The organism is Pseudothioclava arenosa, assembly GCF_002358085.1.
Classification (GTDB): domain Bacteria; phylum Pseudomonadota; class Alphaproteobacteria; order Rhodobacterales; family Rhodobacteraceae; genus Pseudothioclava; species Pseudothioclava arenosa.
Map to the genome: position 1 here is coordinate 1 of NZ_NTJD01000011.1, position 15,193 is coordinate 15,193.

Below are 15,193 nucleotides of genomic sequence, written 5' to 3' on the forward strand. Positions count from 1 at the left end.
AATCCACATCCGCGTCGCACTCATCAACCGCTTCAATGCCCTCGGCACCGCCGAGATCGTACGCGTGCCCTGAACATGAAGGGGAAAGGGGAAGTCACGCCTCAAGCCGCCTTTCTGCAACAATGCCGTCTCGATGCTATGAATAAGGCGGTGATGGATGTGGTCGTCCGCATAAAGAGGATGCACCTGCGTCTTGTTCGCCAAGCGCCGCAGGGGCGCCGAAAAAACCAGCCTGTCGTAATCCTGCGCATAATTCGGCCTGTCTTCGGCCTCAGAACGTTTTTCGTCCGACAACAAGCTAGTATTGAGCAGCTTCGACCAATCCATTTCTTCCATAAAATCCCCGCAATTCTCTGAGCAAAACAGCCACAGGAAACAAAAAGCCCCGCCGTGGCGGGGCTTTCCTACATGTCAGCCCCGCTGACATGTAACTTAGTCATCCATCTTGAGCGCCGCAATAAACGCCGATTGCGGAATCTCGACCTTGCCGAACTGGCGCATCTTCTTCTTACCCGCTTTCTGCTTTTCCAGCAGCTTCTTCTTACGGGTCGCGTCGCCGCCGTAGCATTTCGCGGTCACGTCCTTGCGCATCGCCGAGAGCGTCTCGCGGGCGATGACGCGGCCGCCGATCGCCGCCTGAATCGGGATCTTGAACATGTGGCGGGGGATCAGGTCTTTCAGCTTCTCGACCATCGCCCGGCCCCGCGATTCCGCGCGGTCGCGGTGCACCATGATCGAGAGCGCGTCGACCGGCTCGTCATTCACCAGGATCGACATCTTCACGAGGTGATCCTCGCGGTAGCCGGTGATCTGGTAGTCGAAGCTGGCGTAGCCCTTGGTGACCGATTTCAGACGGTCGTAGAAGTCGAACACCACCTCGGCCAGCGGCAGGTCATAGACCACCATCGCGCGCGAACCGGCATAGGTCAGGTCCATCTGGATGCCGCGGCGGTCCTGACAGAGCTTCAGCACATCGCCGAGGTAATCGTCGGGCACCATGATCGTGGCCTTGATGCGCGGCTCTTCGATATGGTCGACATAGGTCAGGTCGGGCATGTCGGCGGGGTTGTGCAGGTCGCGCACCTCGCCGTCTTTCATGTGCAGCTTGAACACGACCGAGGGCGCGGTGGTGATCAGGTCGAGGTCATATTCGCGTTCCAGACGGTCGCGGATCACCTCGAGGTGCAAGAGGCCGAGGAAGCCGCAGCGGAAGCCGAAGCCCAGCGCCGCCGAGGTCTCCATCTCCGAGGAGAACGAGGCGTCGTTGAGTTGCAGCTTTTCGATGGCGTCGCGCAGATCCTCGAAATCGTTCGCATCGACCGGGAACAGGCCGCAGAACACCACCGGCTGGGCGGGTTTGAAGCCCGGCAGGGCCTTGTCGCAAGGTTTCTTTTCATGGGTGATCGTGTCGCCCACGCGGGTGTCGCGCACCTGCTTGATCGAGGCGGTCAGCACGCCGATCTCGCCCGGGCCCAGCTCGGCGATATCGACCATTTGCGGCTTCAGAACCGAGAGCTTGTCGACACCATAAAGCGCGCCGGTCTGGATCATCTTGATCCGGTCGCCCTTTTTGATCACGCCATCCATCACACGGATCATCACGACGACGCCGAGATAGGGGTCGTACCACGAGTCGACCAGCATCGCCTTAAGGGGCGCGTTGCGGTCGCCCTTGGGCGCGGGCAGACGCTTCACGATGGCTTCGAGCACTTCGGGAATGCCAAGTCCGGATTTCGCCGAAATCGGGATCGCGTCCGAGGCGTCGATGCCGATCACATCCTCGATATTCGCCTTCACCGCCTCGGGGTCGGCGGCGGGCAGGTCGATCTTGTTCAGAACCGGCACGATCTCATGGCCCGCGTCGATCGCCTGATAGACGTTGGCGAGCGTCTGCGCCTCGACACCCTGCGAGGCATCGACGACCAGCAGGCTGCCTTCGACCGCCTGCATCGAGCGGCTGACCTCATAGGCAAAGTCGACGTGGCCGGGCGTGTCGATCAGGTTGAGCACATAGGTCTGCCCGTCCTTGGCCGGATATTCGATCCGCACGGTGTTGGCCTTGATCGTGATGCCGCGCTCGCGCTCGATATCCATCGAGTCGAGAAGCTGCGCCTTCATATCGCGCTCGGCCACCGTCCCCGTCAGCTGGATCAGACGGTCGGCAAGGGTGGATTTACCGTGGTCGATATGCGCCACGATCGAGAAATTGCGGATGTGATCAAGCTCGGTCATGGGCGCGCGTATACAGGGGAAAATGGAGGCCGGGAAGGGGGATTGATGGGGCGCCGGATGCTTTGCGCAAAAGGCCCTGAGCGCCCTGTGTCAATGACTCAGCGCGCGGCGGCGATCCGGCGCAGCTCGTGGCGCGCATCGCGCTGAATCACCCAGGCCGATTGCAGGAACAACCCCGCGATCGCGAAGGCCGCGATCAGGTCGGGCCAGCGCGAACCGCTCAGTGCGACGAGGCCCGCCGCAACCACGACCGCAGCATTGCCCAACGCATCATTGCGCGAGAAATGCCAGACCGCCTTGGCATTGGCGTCCCCTTCCCGATGCGGCATGAGCACCCAGGCCGCCCCGAGGTTCACCCCCAGCGCAATGAACGCAAGAAGCCCCATTACACCCGCGTCGATCTCGCGCCCGATGAACAGCCGGTAGCCTGTCGCGGCCATCACGCCCAGCCCCATCACTCCAAGGAACAGCCCCTGCATCAGCGCCGAACGCGCCCGCCAGACCAGGCTCCAGCCAATCGCGACCAGACCCAGCAAGGTGATCAGCCCATCGCCGAAGAAATCCAGCGCATCCGCCTTGAGCGCCTGCGAGCCGGTCAGATAGCCGCCCACCATCTCGATCCCGCCATAGCCCAGGTTGAGCACGATCACGATCCATAGCGCTCGGCGATAGGCCGGGGTCAGATGATGGGGTTGCGCCTCGTCCGTCGCTGCGGACAGCCGGTCAAGCCGATACCCCGCCGCCGTGATCGCGCGCTCGGCCTCGGGCAGGCGCGCATCATCCACAGCGACCGGCAGGCTCAGGATCTGCGTCGTTGTCGAGATCTCGGCCGTTTCGATGCCCGCAGAAACGGCCGCCGCGCGCACCTTGGCCGCGCAAGAGGGGCAATCCATTCCCGTGACCTGATATCGTACCGATGCGCTCATCGCCGCCCCACCCTGCAAACCTCGCTCAGCACTAGGCCAGCCCGGCCAGCGGGGCAAGCCTTCGCCCTTTCCCGCGCCAATCCGGCTTGACCTTTGGCCGCTCGCGCCGCACATCATTTCTCACCAGATCAGGAGAGCGCGATGATCCTTTCGATCCCGAACATGACCTGCGGCCACTGCAAGAAGGCCGTGGAAGCCGCCATCGAGGAAGTCGGCGGCAAGGCCGAGGTTTTCCTCGAAGACCGCGAAGTCGAGGTTGGCGGCCTGCCCGAGGCGACCGTCCTTGCCGCGCTCAAGGCCGCGGGCTACCCGGCTGAAGTCGTCGAGTAAGGCTTTCATTTTGCCAAAAATATCCCCCGCGGAGCGTTCCGCCGCGCGGGAGCGCGCGACCGGTATCGCAGATATTGCGATGGCCGCGCCAGCGACCACCAAGGCTCGCCCACCGCGCGCAAGCGCCTTGCCTGCTTGGCAAAATTCCGCCCGGAGAATTGCCGGGCGTTGCAAAATCTGCTAGAATCCCGGCTAATTGGCAGGCAGGGCACGCACCCTGCCGCAGGTGAGAGGCAGAGCAATGAAAACTTCCCTAATGGCAGCCCTGTGCCTTGGCGCGAGCCTTGCGGGCACCTCCATGGCCTCGGCCGGCGCAATCGAGAGCGCCTGCATGAAAGCCGGGCGCACCGGCGACCGCGCCTTGTGCGGCTGCATCCAGCAAGTTGCAGACATGACGCTTTCGGGTTCCGACCAGCGACGCGCCGCGGCCTTTTTCAAGGAACCGGACGAGGCGCAGAAGGTCCGTCAGTCGGATCGGTCTTCGGACGAAAGCTTCTGGCTGCGCTACAAGGATTTCGCGCAGGCCGCCGAAGCGCTCTGCAACCGCTGAGCTAGCGCGCCGCCAGGAGCGCCCGCGCCCCCGCCTCGATCAGGTCGAGGCAGCCGTCGAAGTCACGCGTATAATAAGGGTCGGGGACATCCTCCGGCCCTTTTGCATCCTGCAGGAACAGCCGCAGCTCGGCCCCGCCCGCAGCAGGGCGGAGCGCCTCGGCATCGCGCAGGTTCTGCCCGTCCATCGCCAAAATCAGATCGAAGCGGGCAAAATCGGCACGCGTGATCTGACGCGCGCGCAGCTCGCTCAGGTCATAGCCTCGCGCGCGGGCGGCGGCCTGCATCGGGCCATAGGGCGGCTCGCCAGCGTGCCAGTTGCCGGTGCCCGCCGAATCGAAGCTCCAGTCGCGCCCCGCCTGTGCGGCCAGCGCGCGGGTCACGCCTTCGGCGGCGGGCGAACGGCAGATATTGCCTAGACAGAGAAACAGGATACGCATGAAGATATGATAATGAAGGGGGCGGCGATGGCCAAGATCGTGATTTTGACGGGCGCGGGAATTTCGGCCGAAAGCGGGATCCGGACGTTCCGCGCCTCGGACGGGCTTTGGGAGGAACACCGGATCGAGGATGTCGCGACGCCCGAGGGCTGGATGCGCGACCCCGCGCTGGTGCAGCGCTTCTATAATATGCGCCGCAAGGCTGCCGCCGAGGCCACGCCCAACGCCGCCCACCGCGCGCTGGCCGAGTTGGAGGCGGACAGGCGCCATAGTGTTCTGGTGGTGACACAGAATGTCGACGACCTGCACGAGCGGGGCGGCTCGCGCAACGTGATCCACATGCACGGCACGCTGACCGGCTCGCTGTGTCACGCCTGTGGCCACCGCTGGCCCGCGCCTCCGGAGATGCGCCCGCAAGACCCCTGCCCCGCCTGCTCCCGCCCCGCGACCCGCCCGGATATCGTCTGGTTCGGCGAAATGCCGTATCGGATGGAGGAAATCTGGACCGCGCTGCGCGACGCGGATCTTTTCGTGTCGATCGGCACCTCGGGCAATGTCTATCCGGCGGCGGGCTTCGTGGCGGACGCGATGCATGCGGGCGTGCCGACGCTGGAGCTGAACCTTGAGCCCTCGGCCGGCACGCGGATGTTCGACGAAGCGCGCCACGGCCCCGCGACCGAGGTGGTGCCGGCTTGGGTGCGCGAGCTTCTGGGCTGAGGGCGGAGGGGCTCTGCCCCGCCGAGGCAAGCCTCGGCCCCCGGAGTATTTTGGGCTCGATGAAAGCGGGGGGCTCGGATAAAAGCCGGGGCGGGGGCGCGAAAAGTGAGATGAATCGCTTGACGCGCGCGGGCTTTCCCCTTATCCCCCGCGAACGGATTTCCGGGCGCTGCCGATCGCGGCGCCCGTGTGTGTTGGAGAGAGGGGCGATTCTAGGCGCCCCGAGGAAACGAGGATTGATGCCATGTCGCGCGTCTGCGAACTGACCGGCAAAGGCCCGACCACGGGCAACAAAGTGAGCCACGCGAACAACAAGACGCGTCGCCGCTTCCTGCCGAACCTGAATGAAGTCACCCTGATGTCGGACGTGCTGGGCCAGTCGTTCAAGCTCCGCATCTCGGCGCACGGTCTGCGTTCGGTCGACCACCGCGGTGGCCTCGATGCCTTCCTGGCGAAAGCCAAGGACGTCGAGCTGTCGGACAAGGCTCTGAAGATCAAGAAAGCGATCGCCAAGGCTCAGGCTGCCGCCTGATCCACAGCGTTTCGCCTGCGTGAGGACCCCGCCCCCGGCGGGGTTTTTGCGTTTGAGCTGACGATTTCGTGAAGACGGCCCGGCGGGGCACTTGATTTTAGTCGTGTCGGAGCGACGAATCGCCCGCTATTCTGCGAGGCATGAACCGGAAGTTTGCACGCGTCTTTCTTGCGGCCGTGATGGCCGTGACGCTCGCGCTGACCAGCCTGACGATGGCGGTCGCGCGGGGCCAGACGCGCATCGCCGGCGAGATTGTGATCTGCACCGGCTACGGGGTGACCACGATCTCGGTCGACGAGAACGGTGACCCGACAGGGCCGGTTCATCTCTGCCCGGACATGGTTCTGGCCATGATGGCGGCGCTCGACACGCCGGTACCGGATTTCACGCGTCCCGAAACCGTTACCCGCGCTGTCGAGGCGCCCGTCGTCGAACTGGCCGGCGCCCTCTGGGCCCCCACACCGCGCGCCCGCGCGCCCCCGACCCTGGCCTGACCCTTCGCAGATACCTTTGTCAGATCAGGACCAATAATGACCCCTCTCAAGATGCTTCTGGGCGCAGCCGCGCTCACCATTGCGCTCCCCGCTTATGCCGAAATCACCATTGAGGCCCCGTTTGCCCGGGTCTCGACGGCGATGTCGAAATCGGGAGCGGCCTTCATGGCGATCCACAATTCGGGCTCCGAGGATGACCAGCTCATCGCGGTGCGCTCCGATGTGGCCGCCCGGGTGGAGCTTCATACCCACCAGCAAGGCAGCAATGGCGCCATGCAGATGGTCGCCGTGCCGGAAGGATTCCCGATTCCGGCCGGTGGCACGCATATGCTGCAACGCGGGGGGGACCATGTGATGTTCATGGGTCTGCACGAACAGGTAAACGAAGGCGACATCATCAATGTCACGCTGACCTTTGCGAAAGCGGGCGATATCCCGGTCGAAATCCCGGTCGACCTGAATCGCGGCAACGCAATGGGCGGCATGCCGATGAATGGCGCGCAGATGCAGGACATGAAGGGGGCTCCGGACGGAATGGAGCCAATGCACCAGCATCAACACTAAACTCCCACAGGCGGAGGGGGCCGGGTTCCCGGCTGGCCCGCTCCGACCCGGATCAGGGATATCCCCGCCGCGCAGGGGCCCTCGTGCCCTCGTGGGGCCGGCGGCGGGGACACCAACAGAAAACCGCCCGGCCGAGCGATCGGCGGGCGGTTCTTGCATTCTGGCGAGGAGTGTCAGGCGCCCAGTCGCGCGAGCATTTCCTGCGCGGCGGCGGCGGGGGCGGCGTTACCCGCGGCGACGGCATCGCCCAGTTCCGTCATCCGCGCGCGGATCGCCGGGTCGGAGCTGAGCCGCGCCAGAAGCCCCTCGCGCACCTCGGTTTCGAACCAGTGGCGGGCCTGCGCGGCGCGGCGCGCCTCAAAATGGCCGTTCTCGCGGCGCCAGGCGGCCAGCGTGGTCATGTCTTCCCAGGCCTTTTGCAGCCCGTTTTCCTCAAGTGCCGAGACCGGCAGCGCCTTGGGGAAACCCTCGGGGTCCTGCGGACGCTTGCGCAACAGCCGCAGCGCCCCGGCATAGTCCGACACCGTGCGCATCGCTGCCGGCTTGAGGTCGCCATCAGCCTTGTTCACAAGGATCATGTCGGCCATTTCCATGATGCCGCGCTTGACGCCCTGCAGTTCGTCGCCGCCCGCGGGCGCCATCAACAGGATGAACAGGTCGGTCATTTCCGCGACCAGCGTCTCGGACTGGCCGACGCCCACGGTCTCGATCAGGATCACGTCGAAGCCCGCCGCCTCGCACAGGCTGACCGCCTCGCGGGTGCGCCGCGCGACGCCGCCCAGATGCGCCTGCGAGGGCGAGGGGCGGATGAAGGCGTTCGGATCGCGCGAGAGGCGCTCCATCCGGGTCTTGTCGCCGAGGATCGAGCCGCCCGAGCGCGCCGAGCTCGGGTCGACCGCCAGCACCGCCACCTTGAGGCCCTGCGCCGTCAGCTGCATGCCGAAGCTCTCGATGAAGGTGGATTTGCCCACACCCGGCGTGCCCGACAGCCCGATCCGCAGCGCCTGCCGCCCCGATCTGGCCAGTTCGTGTAACAGCTCCGCCGCCTGCGCCCGGTGATCCGCCCGCCCCGATTCCACCAGCGTGATCGCCCGCGCCAGCGCACGGCGGTCTCCGGCAAGGATTTTCTGGGCCATGTCGGGAAGAAGATGGGCAGTCATTCGGGCCTCGTGGTCGTTTCGCTGTGCCGCAAGATGACGAAGCTGTCACCAAACGTGAAGTCGTTTCGGTTTCTTGCCCGCTCGGGGCGGTGTATGTCCAGTGCTGACGGGATTTTGTTAAGGAGACCCAGGTGTCGCGTATCCGATTTCGAGTGCCCCGCCCCGTGATGGCCCTCGGGCTGAGCCTTGCGCTCGGCCTTGGCGCGGTGTCGGCGCAGGCCGGCGAAGCCGAGAAAATCGCCTTCGATGTCGAGTTGAAGGGCATCACCGCCGGTCAGCTCAAGATCAATGCGACGCGCGATGGCAAGGCCTATTCCGCCGCCGGGGTTCTGGAAACCACCGGGCTGGTCGGGATGATGCGCAAGATCCGCTACACCGCGACGGTTGTCGGCACCAAGAACACCCGCTTCGTCCCCGCGAAATACACCGAAACCGCCGATACGCCCAAGCGCGAGTCGGTGTTTGAGATGCTCTACGAGGCCGGGCGCCCGGTGAAGGTCAGCCAGACCCCCGAGCGCAAGCCCAAGGAGTTCGACGTGGCGATCGAGGACCAGGCTGGCACGCTTGACCCGCTGAGCGCGCTTTACGCCGTGCTGCGCGAGGTTGACCGCGACGAGGCCTGCAAGTTCTCGGCGCAGATGTTCGATGGCGCGCGCCGCACGCAAGTGAAGCTCTTCGAGCCCAAGGCCGAGGGCAAGCGGGTGATCTGCGCAGGGGAATACCGCCGTCTTGGCGGGTTCCACCCGAAGGACATGGCCGAAAAGACCTCGATGGCCTTTACCCTGACCTACGAGCCCACCGCCGACAACCGGCTGCGCGTGATCGAGATCGCGACCGAGACGATCTATGGAAATGGGCGGCTGAAACGGCGATAAGGGCGGCGTGACTCGAAACGCCCTGCCCATCGACGCGGCCCTGCCCGGCCTGATCTCTGCCCTGCGGGCCGAGGGCGTTGCCGTGCTGATGGCGCCGCCCGGCGCGGGCAAGACGACACGCGTGCCGCTGGCTCTCTTGCCCGAAGTCACGGGCAGGATCGTGATGCTCGAACCGCGCCGTCTGGCCGCGCGCGCCGCCGCCGAACGCATGGCCGAGACGCTGGGCGAGCGCGTTGGCGAAACCGTCGGCTACCGCATCCGCGGCGAGGCCAAAGCCTCAAAAACCACCCGCATCGAGGTCGTGACCGAGGGCATCCTGACCCGCATGCTGCAATCCGACCCCGAGCTGTCGGGCGTCGGCTGCGTGATCTTCGACGAATTCCACGAACGCTCTCTGAACGCCGACCTCGGCCTCGCGCTGACATGGGAGGCACGCGGCGCGCTGCGCGACGACCTGAAAATCGTGGTGATGTCGGCCACGCTCGATGCTGAACCCGTGGCGGCGCTTCTGGGCGGCGCGCCGGTCGTGGTGTCGGAGGGGCGCGCCTTTCCCGTTGAAACCCGCTGGCTAGATCGCCCGGTGGATCGCTCGATGCGCTTCGAGGCGGCCGTGGCCGGGCTGATCACGCAGGCCGTCGCGGAAACGACGGGCGGCGTGCTGGTCTTTTTGCCCGGCGAGGGTGAAATCCGCCGCGTCGAGGGAATGCTGGCCGGTCGCTTCGGCCCCGAGGTTGCCATCCGGCCGCTGTTCGGCACGATGGAGTTCGCCGCCCAGCGCGCCGCGATCGAACCCGCGCCGTCAGGCCGCAAGATCGTGCTGGCGACCGCCATCGCCGAGACCTCGCTGACCATTCAGGACGTGCGCGTGGTGATCGACGCGGGCCGCGCGCGGCGGCTGCGCTTTGATCCGGCCTCGGGGATGGCGCGGCTGGTGACCGAGCGCGTCTCGCGCGCCGAGGCCGAGCAACGTCGGGGCCGCGCCGGGCGCGTCGCTGAGGGCACCTGCTACCGGATGTGGACGCGTGGCGAAGAGGGCGCCCTCCCCGCCTTCGCGCCGCCTGAGATCGAGGTCGCCGACCTGTCGGGGCTGGCGCTGGAGCTGGCGCTCTGGGGCTCGGACGGATCGGATCTGGCCTTCCTCACGCCGCCGCCCGCGCCCGCATTGGCCGAGGCCCGCGCGGTCCTGCGCGGCCTTGGCGCGCTGGACGAGGGCGGGCGAATTACCCCCCACGGGCGGGCGCTGGCCGCGCTGCCACTACACCCGCGCCTTGGCCATATGCTGGTCACCGCCGGCCCCACGTCCGCCCCCCTCGCCGCCCTTCTGGCCGAACGCGACCCGCTGCGCGGCGCACCCGCCGATCTGGCGCTGCGACTGGCGGCGATCGCGAACCCCAAGGCCTACGAGGCCCGCCACCCTTGGCCCGCCCATCGCGGCACGATCGAACGCATCCGTACCGAGGCGAAGCGCCTCGAACGGCTGGTGCGCCCCGTCGCCGACCCGCCCGATCCCGCAGGCATGGCGGCGCTCTCCTATCCCGACCGGATCGGGCTGCGCCGCAAGGGCGACCAGCCGCGCTATATCCTGTCGGGCGGCAAGGGGGCGCTGGTGGCCGAGGGCGATCCGCTCGGCGCCGCGCGGCTCTTGGTGGCAACCGACCTTGATGGCGACACCCGCGAGGCGCGTATCCGGCAAGGCACCCCGATCTCCGAGGCTGAGCTGCGCGTGCTTTTCACCGATCAGATCTGCTGGCACGACATCTGCGAATGGTCCAAACGCGACGGCCGCGTGGTTGCGCGACGGCAGGAAAAACTCGGCGCGCTGGTGCTCGATGACCGGGTCTGGAAAGATGCGCCGCCCGAGGCGCTGGCGCAAGGCGCGCTCGATGGCATCCGCCAGCTCGGCCTGCCCTTCTCCGCCGCCGCGCGCCGCCTGCAAGCCCGCGTCGAGTTGCTGCGCGGGCAAGGCGCCGAGCTGCCCGATTTCACCGATGCCGGGCTTCTGGCGCGCGCCGAAGACTGGCTTTTGCCGCATCTTGCGGGCAAGCGCACCGAGACCGATCTGCGCAACCTCGACCTCTTGTCCCCGCTGCGCAGCGCGCTTGACTGGGAGCAGATGAAACTGGTGGATCGCCTCGCGCCCGCGCATTTCGAAACCCCGCTCGGGCGGCGCGTGCCGATCGACTACGGCGGCGAGGCGCCCGGGATCGAGATCCGCCTGCAGGAAATGTTCGGCGTGACAAGCCACCCAACGGTGGGCCCGAAACGCCTGCCGCTGCGCATCACGCTGCTCAGCCCGGGGCAAAAGCCCATTCAGGTCACGATGGACCTGCCGGGGTTCTGGGATGGCAGCTACGCCGATGTGCGCAAGGACATGCGCGGGCGCTACCCGCGCCACCCCTGGCCCGAAAACCCGCGCGAGGCCGACCCGACGCTGCGCGCGAAACCGAGGGGCACCTAAGGGGCGCTGCCCCTCTTTTGCCTGCGGCAAAATTCACCCCGGAGTATTTACCGCTCAGTGAAAGGGAAAACGCCTGCTTTCATCGAGCCCGAAATACTCCGGGGGGAGCGGCGAAGCAGCGGGGGGCAGAGCCCCCTGCCCTGTCGGTAAGATCAGACGCCGAGGCACCAGCGCATGATCGCCTTTTGCGCGTGCAGGCGGTTTTCTGCCTCGTCGAAGATCACCGAATGCGGGCCGTCCATCACTTCCGAGGTCGCCTCGTCGTTGCGATGCGCGGGCAGGCAATGCATGAACAGTGCGTCGGGGTTCGCATGCGCCATCAGCGCCTCGTTCACCTGATAGGGGCGCAGCTGGTTGTGGCGGCGCTCTTTCGCGGATTCCGGGTCGTGCATCGAGACCCAGGTGTCGGTGACGATCAGATCGGCGCCGGTCACGGCCTTGACCGGATCGCGCTCGATCTCGGCCTTCACGCCTTTCGCGCGGGCGAACTCGATCCAGCCGGGCTCGGGGTCGAGCGTGGGCGGGCCGGTGAAGGTCAGGTCAAAGCCGAACTGCCCCGCCGCATGCAGGAAGGAGGCGCAGACATTGTTGCCGTCGCCCGACCAGACCACCTTCTTGCCGGCGATCGGGCCGCGGTGTTCCTCGTAGGTCAGGATGTCGGCCATGATCTGGCAGGGATGGGTGCGGTTGGTCAGACCGTTGATCACCGGCACGGTGGCGTATTCGGCCATCTCAAGAAGGGTTTCCTCCTCGAAGGTGCGGATCATGATCAGGTCGACGTAGCGCGAGAGCACGCGGGAGGTATCTGCGATGGTCTCGCCGTGGCCAAGTTGCATGTCGGACCCCGAGAGCACCATCGTCTGCCCGCCCATCTGGCGCACGCCGACGTCGAAGCTGACGCGGGTCCGGGTCGAGGGCTTTTCAAAGATCAGCGCGACCATGCGGCCAGCCAGCGGCTGGTCGTCATCGAGCGCGCCGCGCGGGCGGCCGGCGCGGGCCTCTTTCATCGCGCGGGCGGCGTCGATCATGCCCCTCAGGTCTTCGGGCGAGGTTTTGTGGATATCGAGAAAACTGGTCATCGGTCTGGTCTTTCTGTCAGGGCGGGCGGAGCGGCCTCCGGCCTCGGCCCCGTGGTCAAAATGGCAAGCGATCAGGCGGCGGGCGCCTCGAGCGATCGGGCGGTGGCCTCAAGGCGCGAAAGGGCCTCGGCCAGATCCGCCTCGGGGATATTCAGCGCGGGCAGAAGGCGCACGACATTGTCGGCGGCGGGTACGGTGAGGATATGCTGGCCGTAGCCCGCCTTGACGAAATCGGCAGCCTGGCAGGCGGGCTTGCACTTGAGCCCCAGCATCAGCCCGACGCCGCGCACCTCTTCGAAAAGGTCGGGATGGGCGGCGACCAGCGCCTCGAGCCCCTGCCGCAGCCGCGCCGATTTCGCGCTGACCGCATCGAGGAAGGCCGGGTCCGAGGTGATCTCCAGCACCTTCGCCCCGATCGCGCAGCCCAGCGGGTTGCCGCCATAGGTCGAGCCGTGGCTGCCCGCCACCATGCCCGAAGCCGCGTTTTCGGTGGCCAGCACCGCACCCAGCGGGAACCCCCCGCCGATGCCCTTCGCGACCATCATGATGTCGGGGGTCACCCCCGCCCATTCATGCGCGAAGAGCTTGCCCGTGCGCGCGACGCCGCATTGCACCTCGTCGAAGATCAGGAGCGTGCCGGTCTCGTCGCAGATCTCGCGCAGGCCGCGCAGGAATGCGTCCGAAGCCGTGCGAATGCCGCCCTCGCCCTGCACGGGTTCAAGCCAGATCGCGGCGGTTTCGGGCGTGAGCGCGGCGCGCACCGCGTCAAGGTCGCCCCAGGGCAGCTGCCGGAAGCCCGGCATCAGCGGGCCAAAGCCCTTGACCATCTTTTCCGACCCGGCCGCAGCGATCGCGGCGGTCGAACGGCCATGGAAGGCGCCCTCGAAGCAGAGGAATTCGGTGCGCTCAGGCTGGCCTTTCTCGGACCAGTATTTGCGCGCCATCTTCACCGCGAGTTCGGCGCATTCGGTGCCCGAGTTGGTAAAGAACACGGTGTCGGCAAAGGTCTTTTCCACCAGCATGTCGGCGAGCTGCTGCTGCTCGGGGATGTGGTAGAGGTTCGAGACATGCCAGAGCTTCTCGGCCTGACCCGCGAGGGCCGCGACCAGCTCGGGCGCGGCATGGCCCAGCACGTTCACCGCGATACCCGCGCCAAGGTCGAGATATCGCGTGCCATCCGCCGTCTCCAGCCAGGAGCCGGAGCCTTTCACGAAGGCGAGGGGCGCGCGGTTATAGGTCGGCAGAACGGTGGTGATCATGACTTGCTCCGGAAGTGGAAGGCCAAGGGGTGCAACAGGGCAGGCGCTCTGTCAACAATTTGGGCCAAGGGCACAGGAAGTTTGGAAAAAGATGTGGCGAAAGGCCACGGCAGATCGGACGTCAGGCGCGGGTGCGGCGACGTCGGGGACGGGCGATATGGGCGGTCCGTTTGATCATGGCGCGGCGAATACGCCCGATCGGCGTGAAAGTAAAGCCGGATTTGGGCCAAGGCCGGTTTCGGCCCGCCGGAGCGCCTTGAAATCCGGCCTGCCAACTTGTATCTCGTCATGTCCCCGGGGTAGAATGGGGATCACCCGGCAGCCGCCCATCGCGGTCGATGCCCGCCATGCAAGAGGAATCCCATGTCCTGGACCGATGAACGCGTCGAATTGCTCAAGAAGATGTGGTCCGAGGGCCAGTCCGCGAGCCAGATCGCCAAGGAACTGGGCGGCGTGACCCGCAACGCGGTGATCGGCAAGGTGCATCGTCTGGGCCTGTCGAACCGCGCAGGCGGCACGCCCGAACCGGCGGCGAAACCCGCGAAACCGGTGGCCGCCGCGAAGCCCGAAGCGAAGAAACCCGCCAAGGCCGAAGCCAAGAAACCCGAGCCCGCCGCAGAAGCCGAGGCCGCGAAGCCCGCCGCCCAGCCGGTGGCCGCGGCCCCCGCCGCGCCGCAGCCCCTGCGCAAGGCGATCGTGCCCGCAGGCCAGCCGCTGCCGCCGCAGCCCTCGGCCAATGAAATCAGCCCCGAGGCGCTGGCCAAGGTCGGCGAGGTGGAAAAACGCGCCCGCAAGCTCAGCCTGATGGAGCTGACCGAGCGCACCTGTAAATGGCCGATCGGCGACCCGGCGACCGAGGATTTCTGGTTCTGCGGCCTGCCCTCGCAGCCCGGCAAACCCTATTGCGAGGCGCATGTGGGCGTGGCCTTCCAGCCGATGTCCTCGCGCCGCGACCGCAAGCGGTAAGGGCCGGACCACCGGATGGTCGCGCCGCTGATCCTGCTACTGGTATCGTTGGCCGGGGTCGCAGCGGCGCTGACCTTGCCTCAATTTTCTGACCTGATCCTGCTGGCGGGCCCGGCCGCATTCGCAAGCCTGCTTCTGCTGCTGCTCGCGTATCGCGCGCTCCTCGGGCGGAAGACCTGGGTCGTGATCGATGGCTCCAATGTAATGCACTGGAAAGACAGGACCGCCGACATCGGCACCCTGCGCGAGGTGCTGGTCAGCCTTGGCGAGCAGGGGCTTCACCCCAAGGTGATCTTTGACGCGAATGCCGGCTACAAGCTGGCAGGGCGCTATCAACATGATCAGACGTTCAGCCGCCAGCTGGGCCTAACCAGAGGTCAGGTGAAAGTCGTGCCCAAGGGCACGCCTGCCGATCCTCTGATCCTGGCCGCCGCACGCGATCTGGGGGCGCGGGTCGTCACCAATGATCGTTACCGCGACTGGGCCGAAACATACCCCGAGGTGGCCAAGCCTGGCCATCTGATCCGGGGCGGCTATCGGAACGGAGAATTGTGGCTGGACCTGCCCTGAACGGCCCCGCTCGCCGCACCTTCCCCGAACCGCTCTGCCCGT

16 protein-coding genes and 1 pseudogene are annotated in these 15,193 nt (G+C 66.4%); 10 read left to right on the top strand and 7 right to left on the bottom strand.

The window, feature by feature from the left end:
- The 3 genes and pseudogenes from CLN94_RS14165 to CLN94_RS12800 all read right to left on the bottom strand — a co-directional run.
- Positions 1-336 (bottom strand): annotated as a pseudogene (locus tag CLN94_RS14165) (hypothetical protein); the annotation flags it as partial.
- A gap of 96 nt (positions 337-432) precedes the next feature.
- Complete coding sequence (lepA, locus tag CLN94_RS12795; RefSeq protein ID WP_096434343.1) at positions 433-2,232, bottom strand: translation elongation factor 4; 1,800 nt, start codon at positions 2,230-2,232, stop codon at positions 433-435.
- A gap of 98 nt (positions 2,233-2,330) precedes the next feature.
- Positions 2,331-3,158 (bottom strand): cation efflux transmembrane domain-containing protein, encoded by an 828-nt coding sequence (locus CLN94_RS12800; protein ID WP_245845242.1) that lies wholly within the window; start codon positions 3,156-3,158, stop codon positions 2,331-2,333.
- A 141-nt stretch (positions 3,159-3,299) separates the two neighbouring features.
- On the opposite strand from CLN94_RS12800, the gene CLN94_RS12805 reads away from it, so the two are divergent.
- On the top strand, positions 3,300-3,488 hold the full coding sequence (locus tag CLN94_RS12805) for a heavy-metal-associated domain-containing protein (RefSeq protein ID WP_096434345.1): 189 nt from the start codon (positions 3,300-3,302) through the stop codon (positions 3,486-3,488).
- A 241-nt stretch (positions 3,489-3,729) separates the two neighbouring features.
- A complete protein-coding gene (locus CLN94_RS12810) occupies positions 3,730-4,038 on the top strand; it encodes a hypothetical protein (RefSeq protein WP_096434346.1) in 309 nt (102 codons plus the stop codon).
- Between the two features lies 1 nt (position 4,039).
- Here the strand turns inward: CLN94_RS12810 and CLN94_RS12815 are convergent, their stop codons facing one another.
- The gene (locus CLN94_RS12815) at positions 4,040-4,483 is read right to left on the bottom strand and encodes a low molecular weight protein-tyrosine-phosphatase (RefSeq protein WP_096434405.1); all 444 of its coding nucleotides are present in this window, start codon (positions 4,481-4,483) and stop codon (positions 4,040-4,042) included.
- Between the two features lie 21 nt (positions 4,484-4,504).
- Between CLN94_RS12815 and CLN94_RS12820 the strand changes: the two genes are divergently transcribed.
- From CLN94_RS12820 to CLN94_RS12835, 4 genes are all read left to right on the top strand, one after another.
- Positions 4,505-5,194 (top strand): NAD-dependent deacylase, encoded by a 690-nt coding sequence (locus CLN94_RS12820; RefSeq protein WP_096434347.1) that lies wholly within the window; start codon positions 4,505-4,507, stop codon positions 5,192-5,194.
- Positions 5,195-5,438: 244 nt separating this feature from the next.
- Positions 5,439-5,726 carry a 50S ribosomal protein L28 gene (rpmB, locus tag CLN94_RS12825; RefSeq protein ID WP_096434348.1) on the top strand — a complete coding sequence of 96 codons (288 nt, stop codon included), beginning with the start codon at positions 5,439-5,441 and terminating at the stop codon, positions 5,724-5,726.
- Between the two features lie 140 nt (positions 5,727-5,866).
- On the top strand, positions 5,867-6,220 hold the full coding sequence (locus CLN94_RS12830; protein WP_096434349.1) for a hypothetical protein: 354 nt from the start codon (positions 5,867-5,869) through the stop codon (positions 6,218-6,220).
- A gap of 36 nt (positions 6,221-6,256) precedes the next feature.
- The gene (locus tag CLN94_RS12835) at positions 6,257-6,784 is read left to right on the top strand and encodes a copper chaperone PCu(A)C (RefSeq protein WP_096434350.1); all 528 of its coding nucleotides are present in this window, start codon (positions 6,257-6,259) and stop codon (positions 6,782-6,784) included.
- A 173-nt stretch (positions 6,785-6,957) separates the two neighbouring features.
- Here the strand turns inward: CLN94_RS12835 and meaB are convergent, their stop codons facing one another.
- On the bottom strand, positions 6,958-7,944 hold the full coding sequence (gene meaB, locus CLN94_RS12840; protein WP_096434351.1) for a methylmalonyl Co-A mutase-associated GTPase MeaB: 987 nt from the start codon (positions 7,942-7,944) through the stop codon (positions 6,958-6,960).
- 131 nt (positions 7,945-8,075) lie between these two features.
- Here meaB and CLN94_RS12845 point away from each other — a divergent pair, with 131 nt between their 5' ends.
- Complete coding sequence (locus CLN94_RS12845; RefSeq protein WP_245845243.1) at positions 8,076-8,819, top strand: DUF3108 domain-containing protein; 744 nt, start codon at positions 8,076-8,078, stop codon at positions 8,817-8,819.
- Positions 8,820-8,826: 7 nt separating this feature from the next.
- Entirely contained in the window at positions 8,827-11,277 is a 2,451-nt protein-coding gene (gene hrpB, locus CLN94_RS12850) for an ATP-dependent helicase HrpB (RefSeq protein WP_096434353.1), read from the top strand.
- A 152-nt stretch (positions 11,278-11,429) separates the two neighbouring features.
- Here hrpB and argF read toward each other — a convergent pair whose 3' ends face one another.
- Both argF and CLN94_RS12860 read right to left on the bottom strand, forming a co-directional pair.
- The gene (gene argF, locus CLN94_RS12855) at positions 11,430-12,356 is read right to left on the bottom strand and encodes an ornithine carbamoyltransferase (protein ID WP_096434354.1); all 927 of its coding nucleotides are present in this window, start codon (positions 12,354-12,356) and stop codon (positions 11,430-11,432) included.
- A gap of 71 nt (positions 12,357-12,427) precedes the next feature.
- The gene (locus CLN94_RS12860; protein ID WP_096434355.1) at positions 12,428-13,615 is read right to left on the bottom strand and encodes an aspartate aminotransferase family protein; all 1,188 of its coding nucleotides are present in this window, start codon (positions 13,613-13,615) and stop codon (positions 12,428-12,430) included.
- A 363-nt stretch (positions 13,616-13,978) separates the two neighbouring features.
- Here CLN94_RS12860 and CLN94_RS12865 point away from each other — a divergent pair, with 363 nt between their 5' ends.
- Both CLN94_RS12865 and CLN94_RS12870 read left to right on the top strand, forming a co-directional pair.
- Entirely contained in the window at positions 13,979-14,581 is a 603-nt protein-coding gene (locus CLN94_RS12865; protein ID WP_096434356.1) for a GcrA family cell cycle regulator, read from the top strand.
- A 15-nt stretch (positions 14,582-14,596) separates the two neighbouring features.
- Complete coding sequence (locus tag CLN94_RS12870) at positions 14,597-15,151, top strand: NYN domain-containing protein (RefSeq protein ID WP_096434357.1); 555 nt, start codon at positions 14,597-14,599, stop codon at positions 15,149-15,151.
- Positions 15,152-15,193 lie beyond the last annotated feature (42 nt).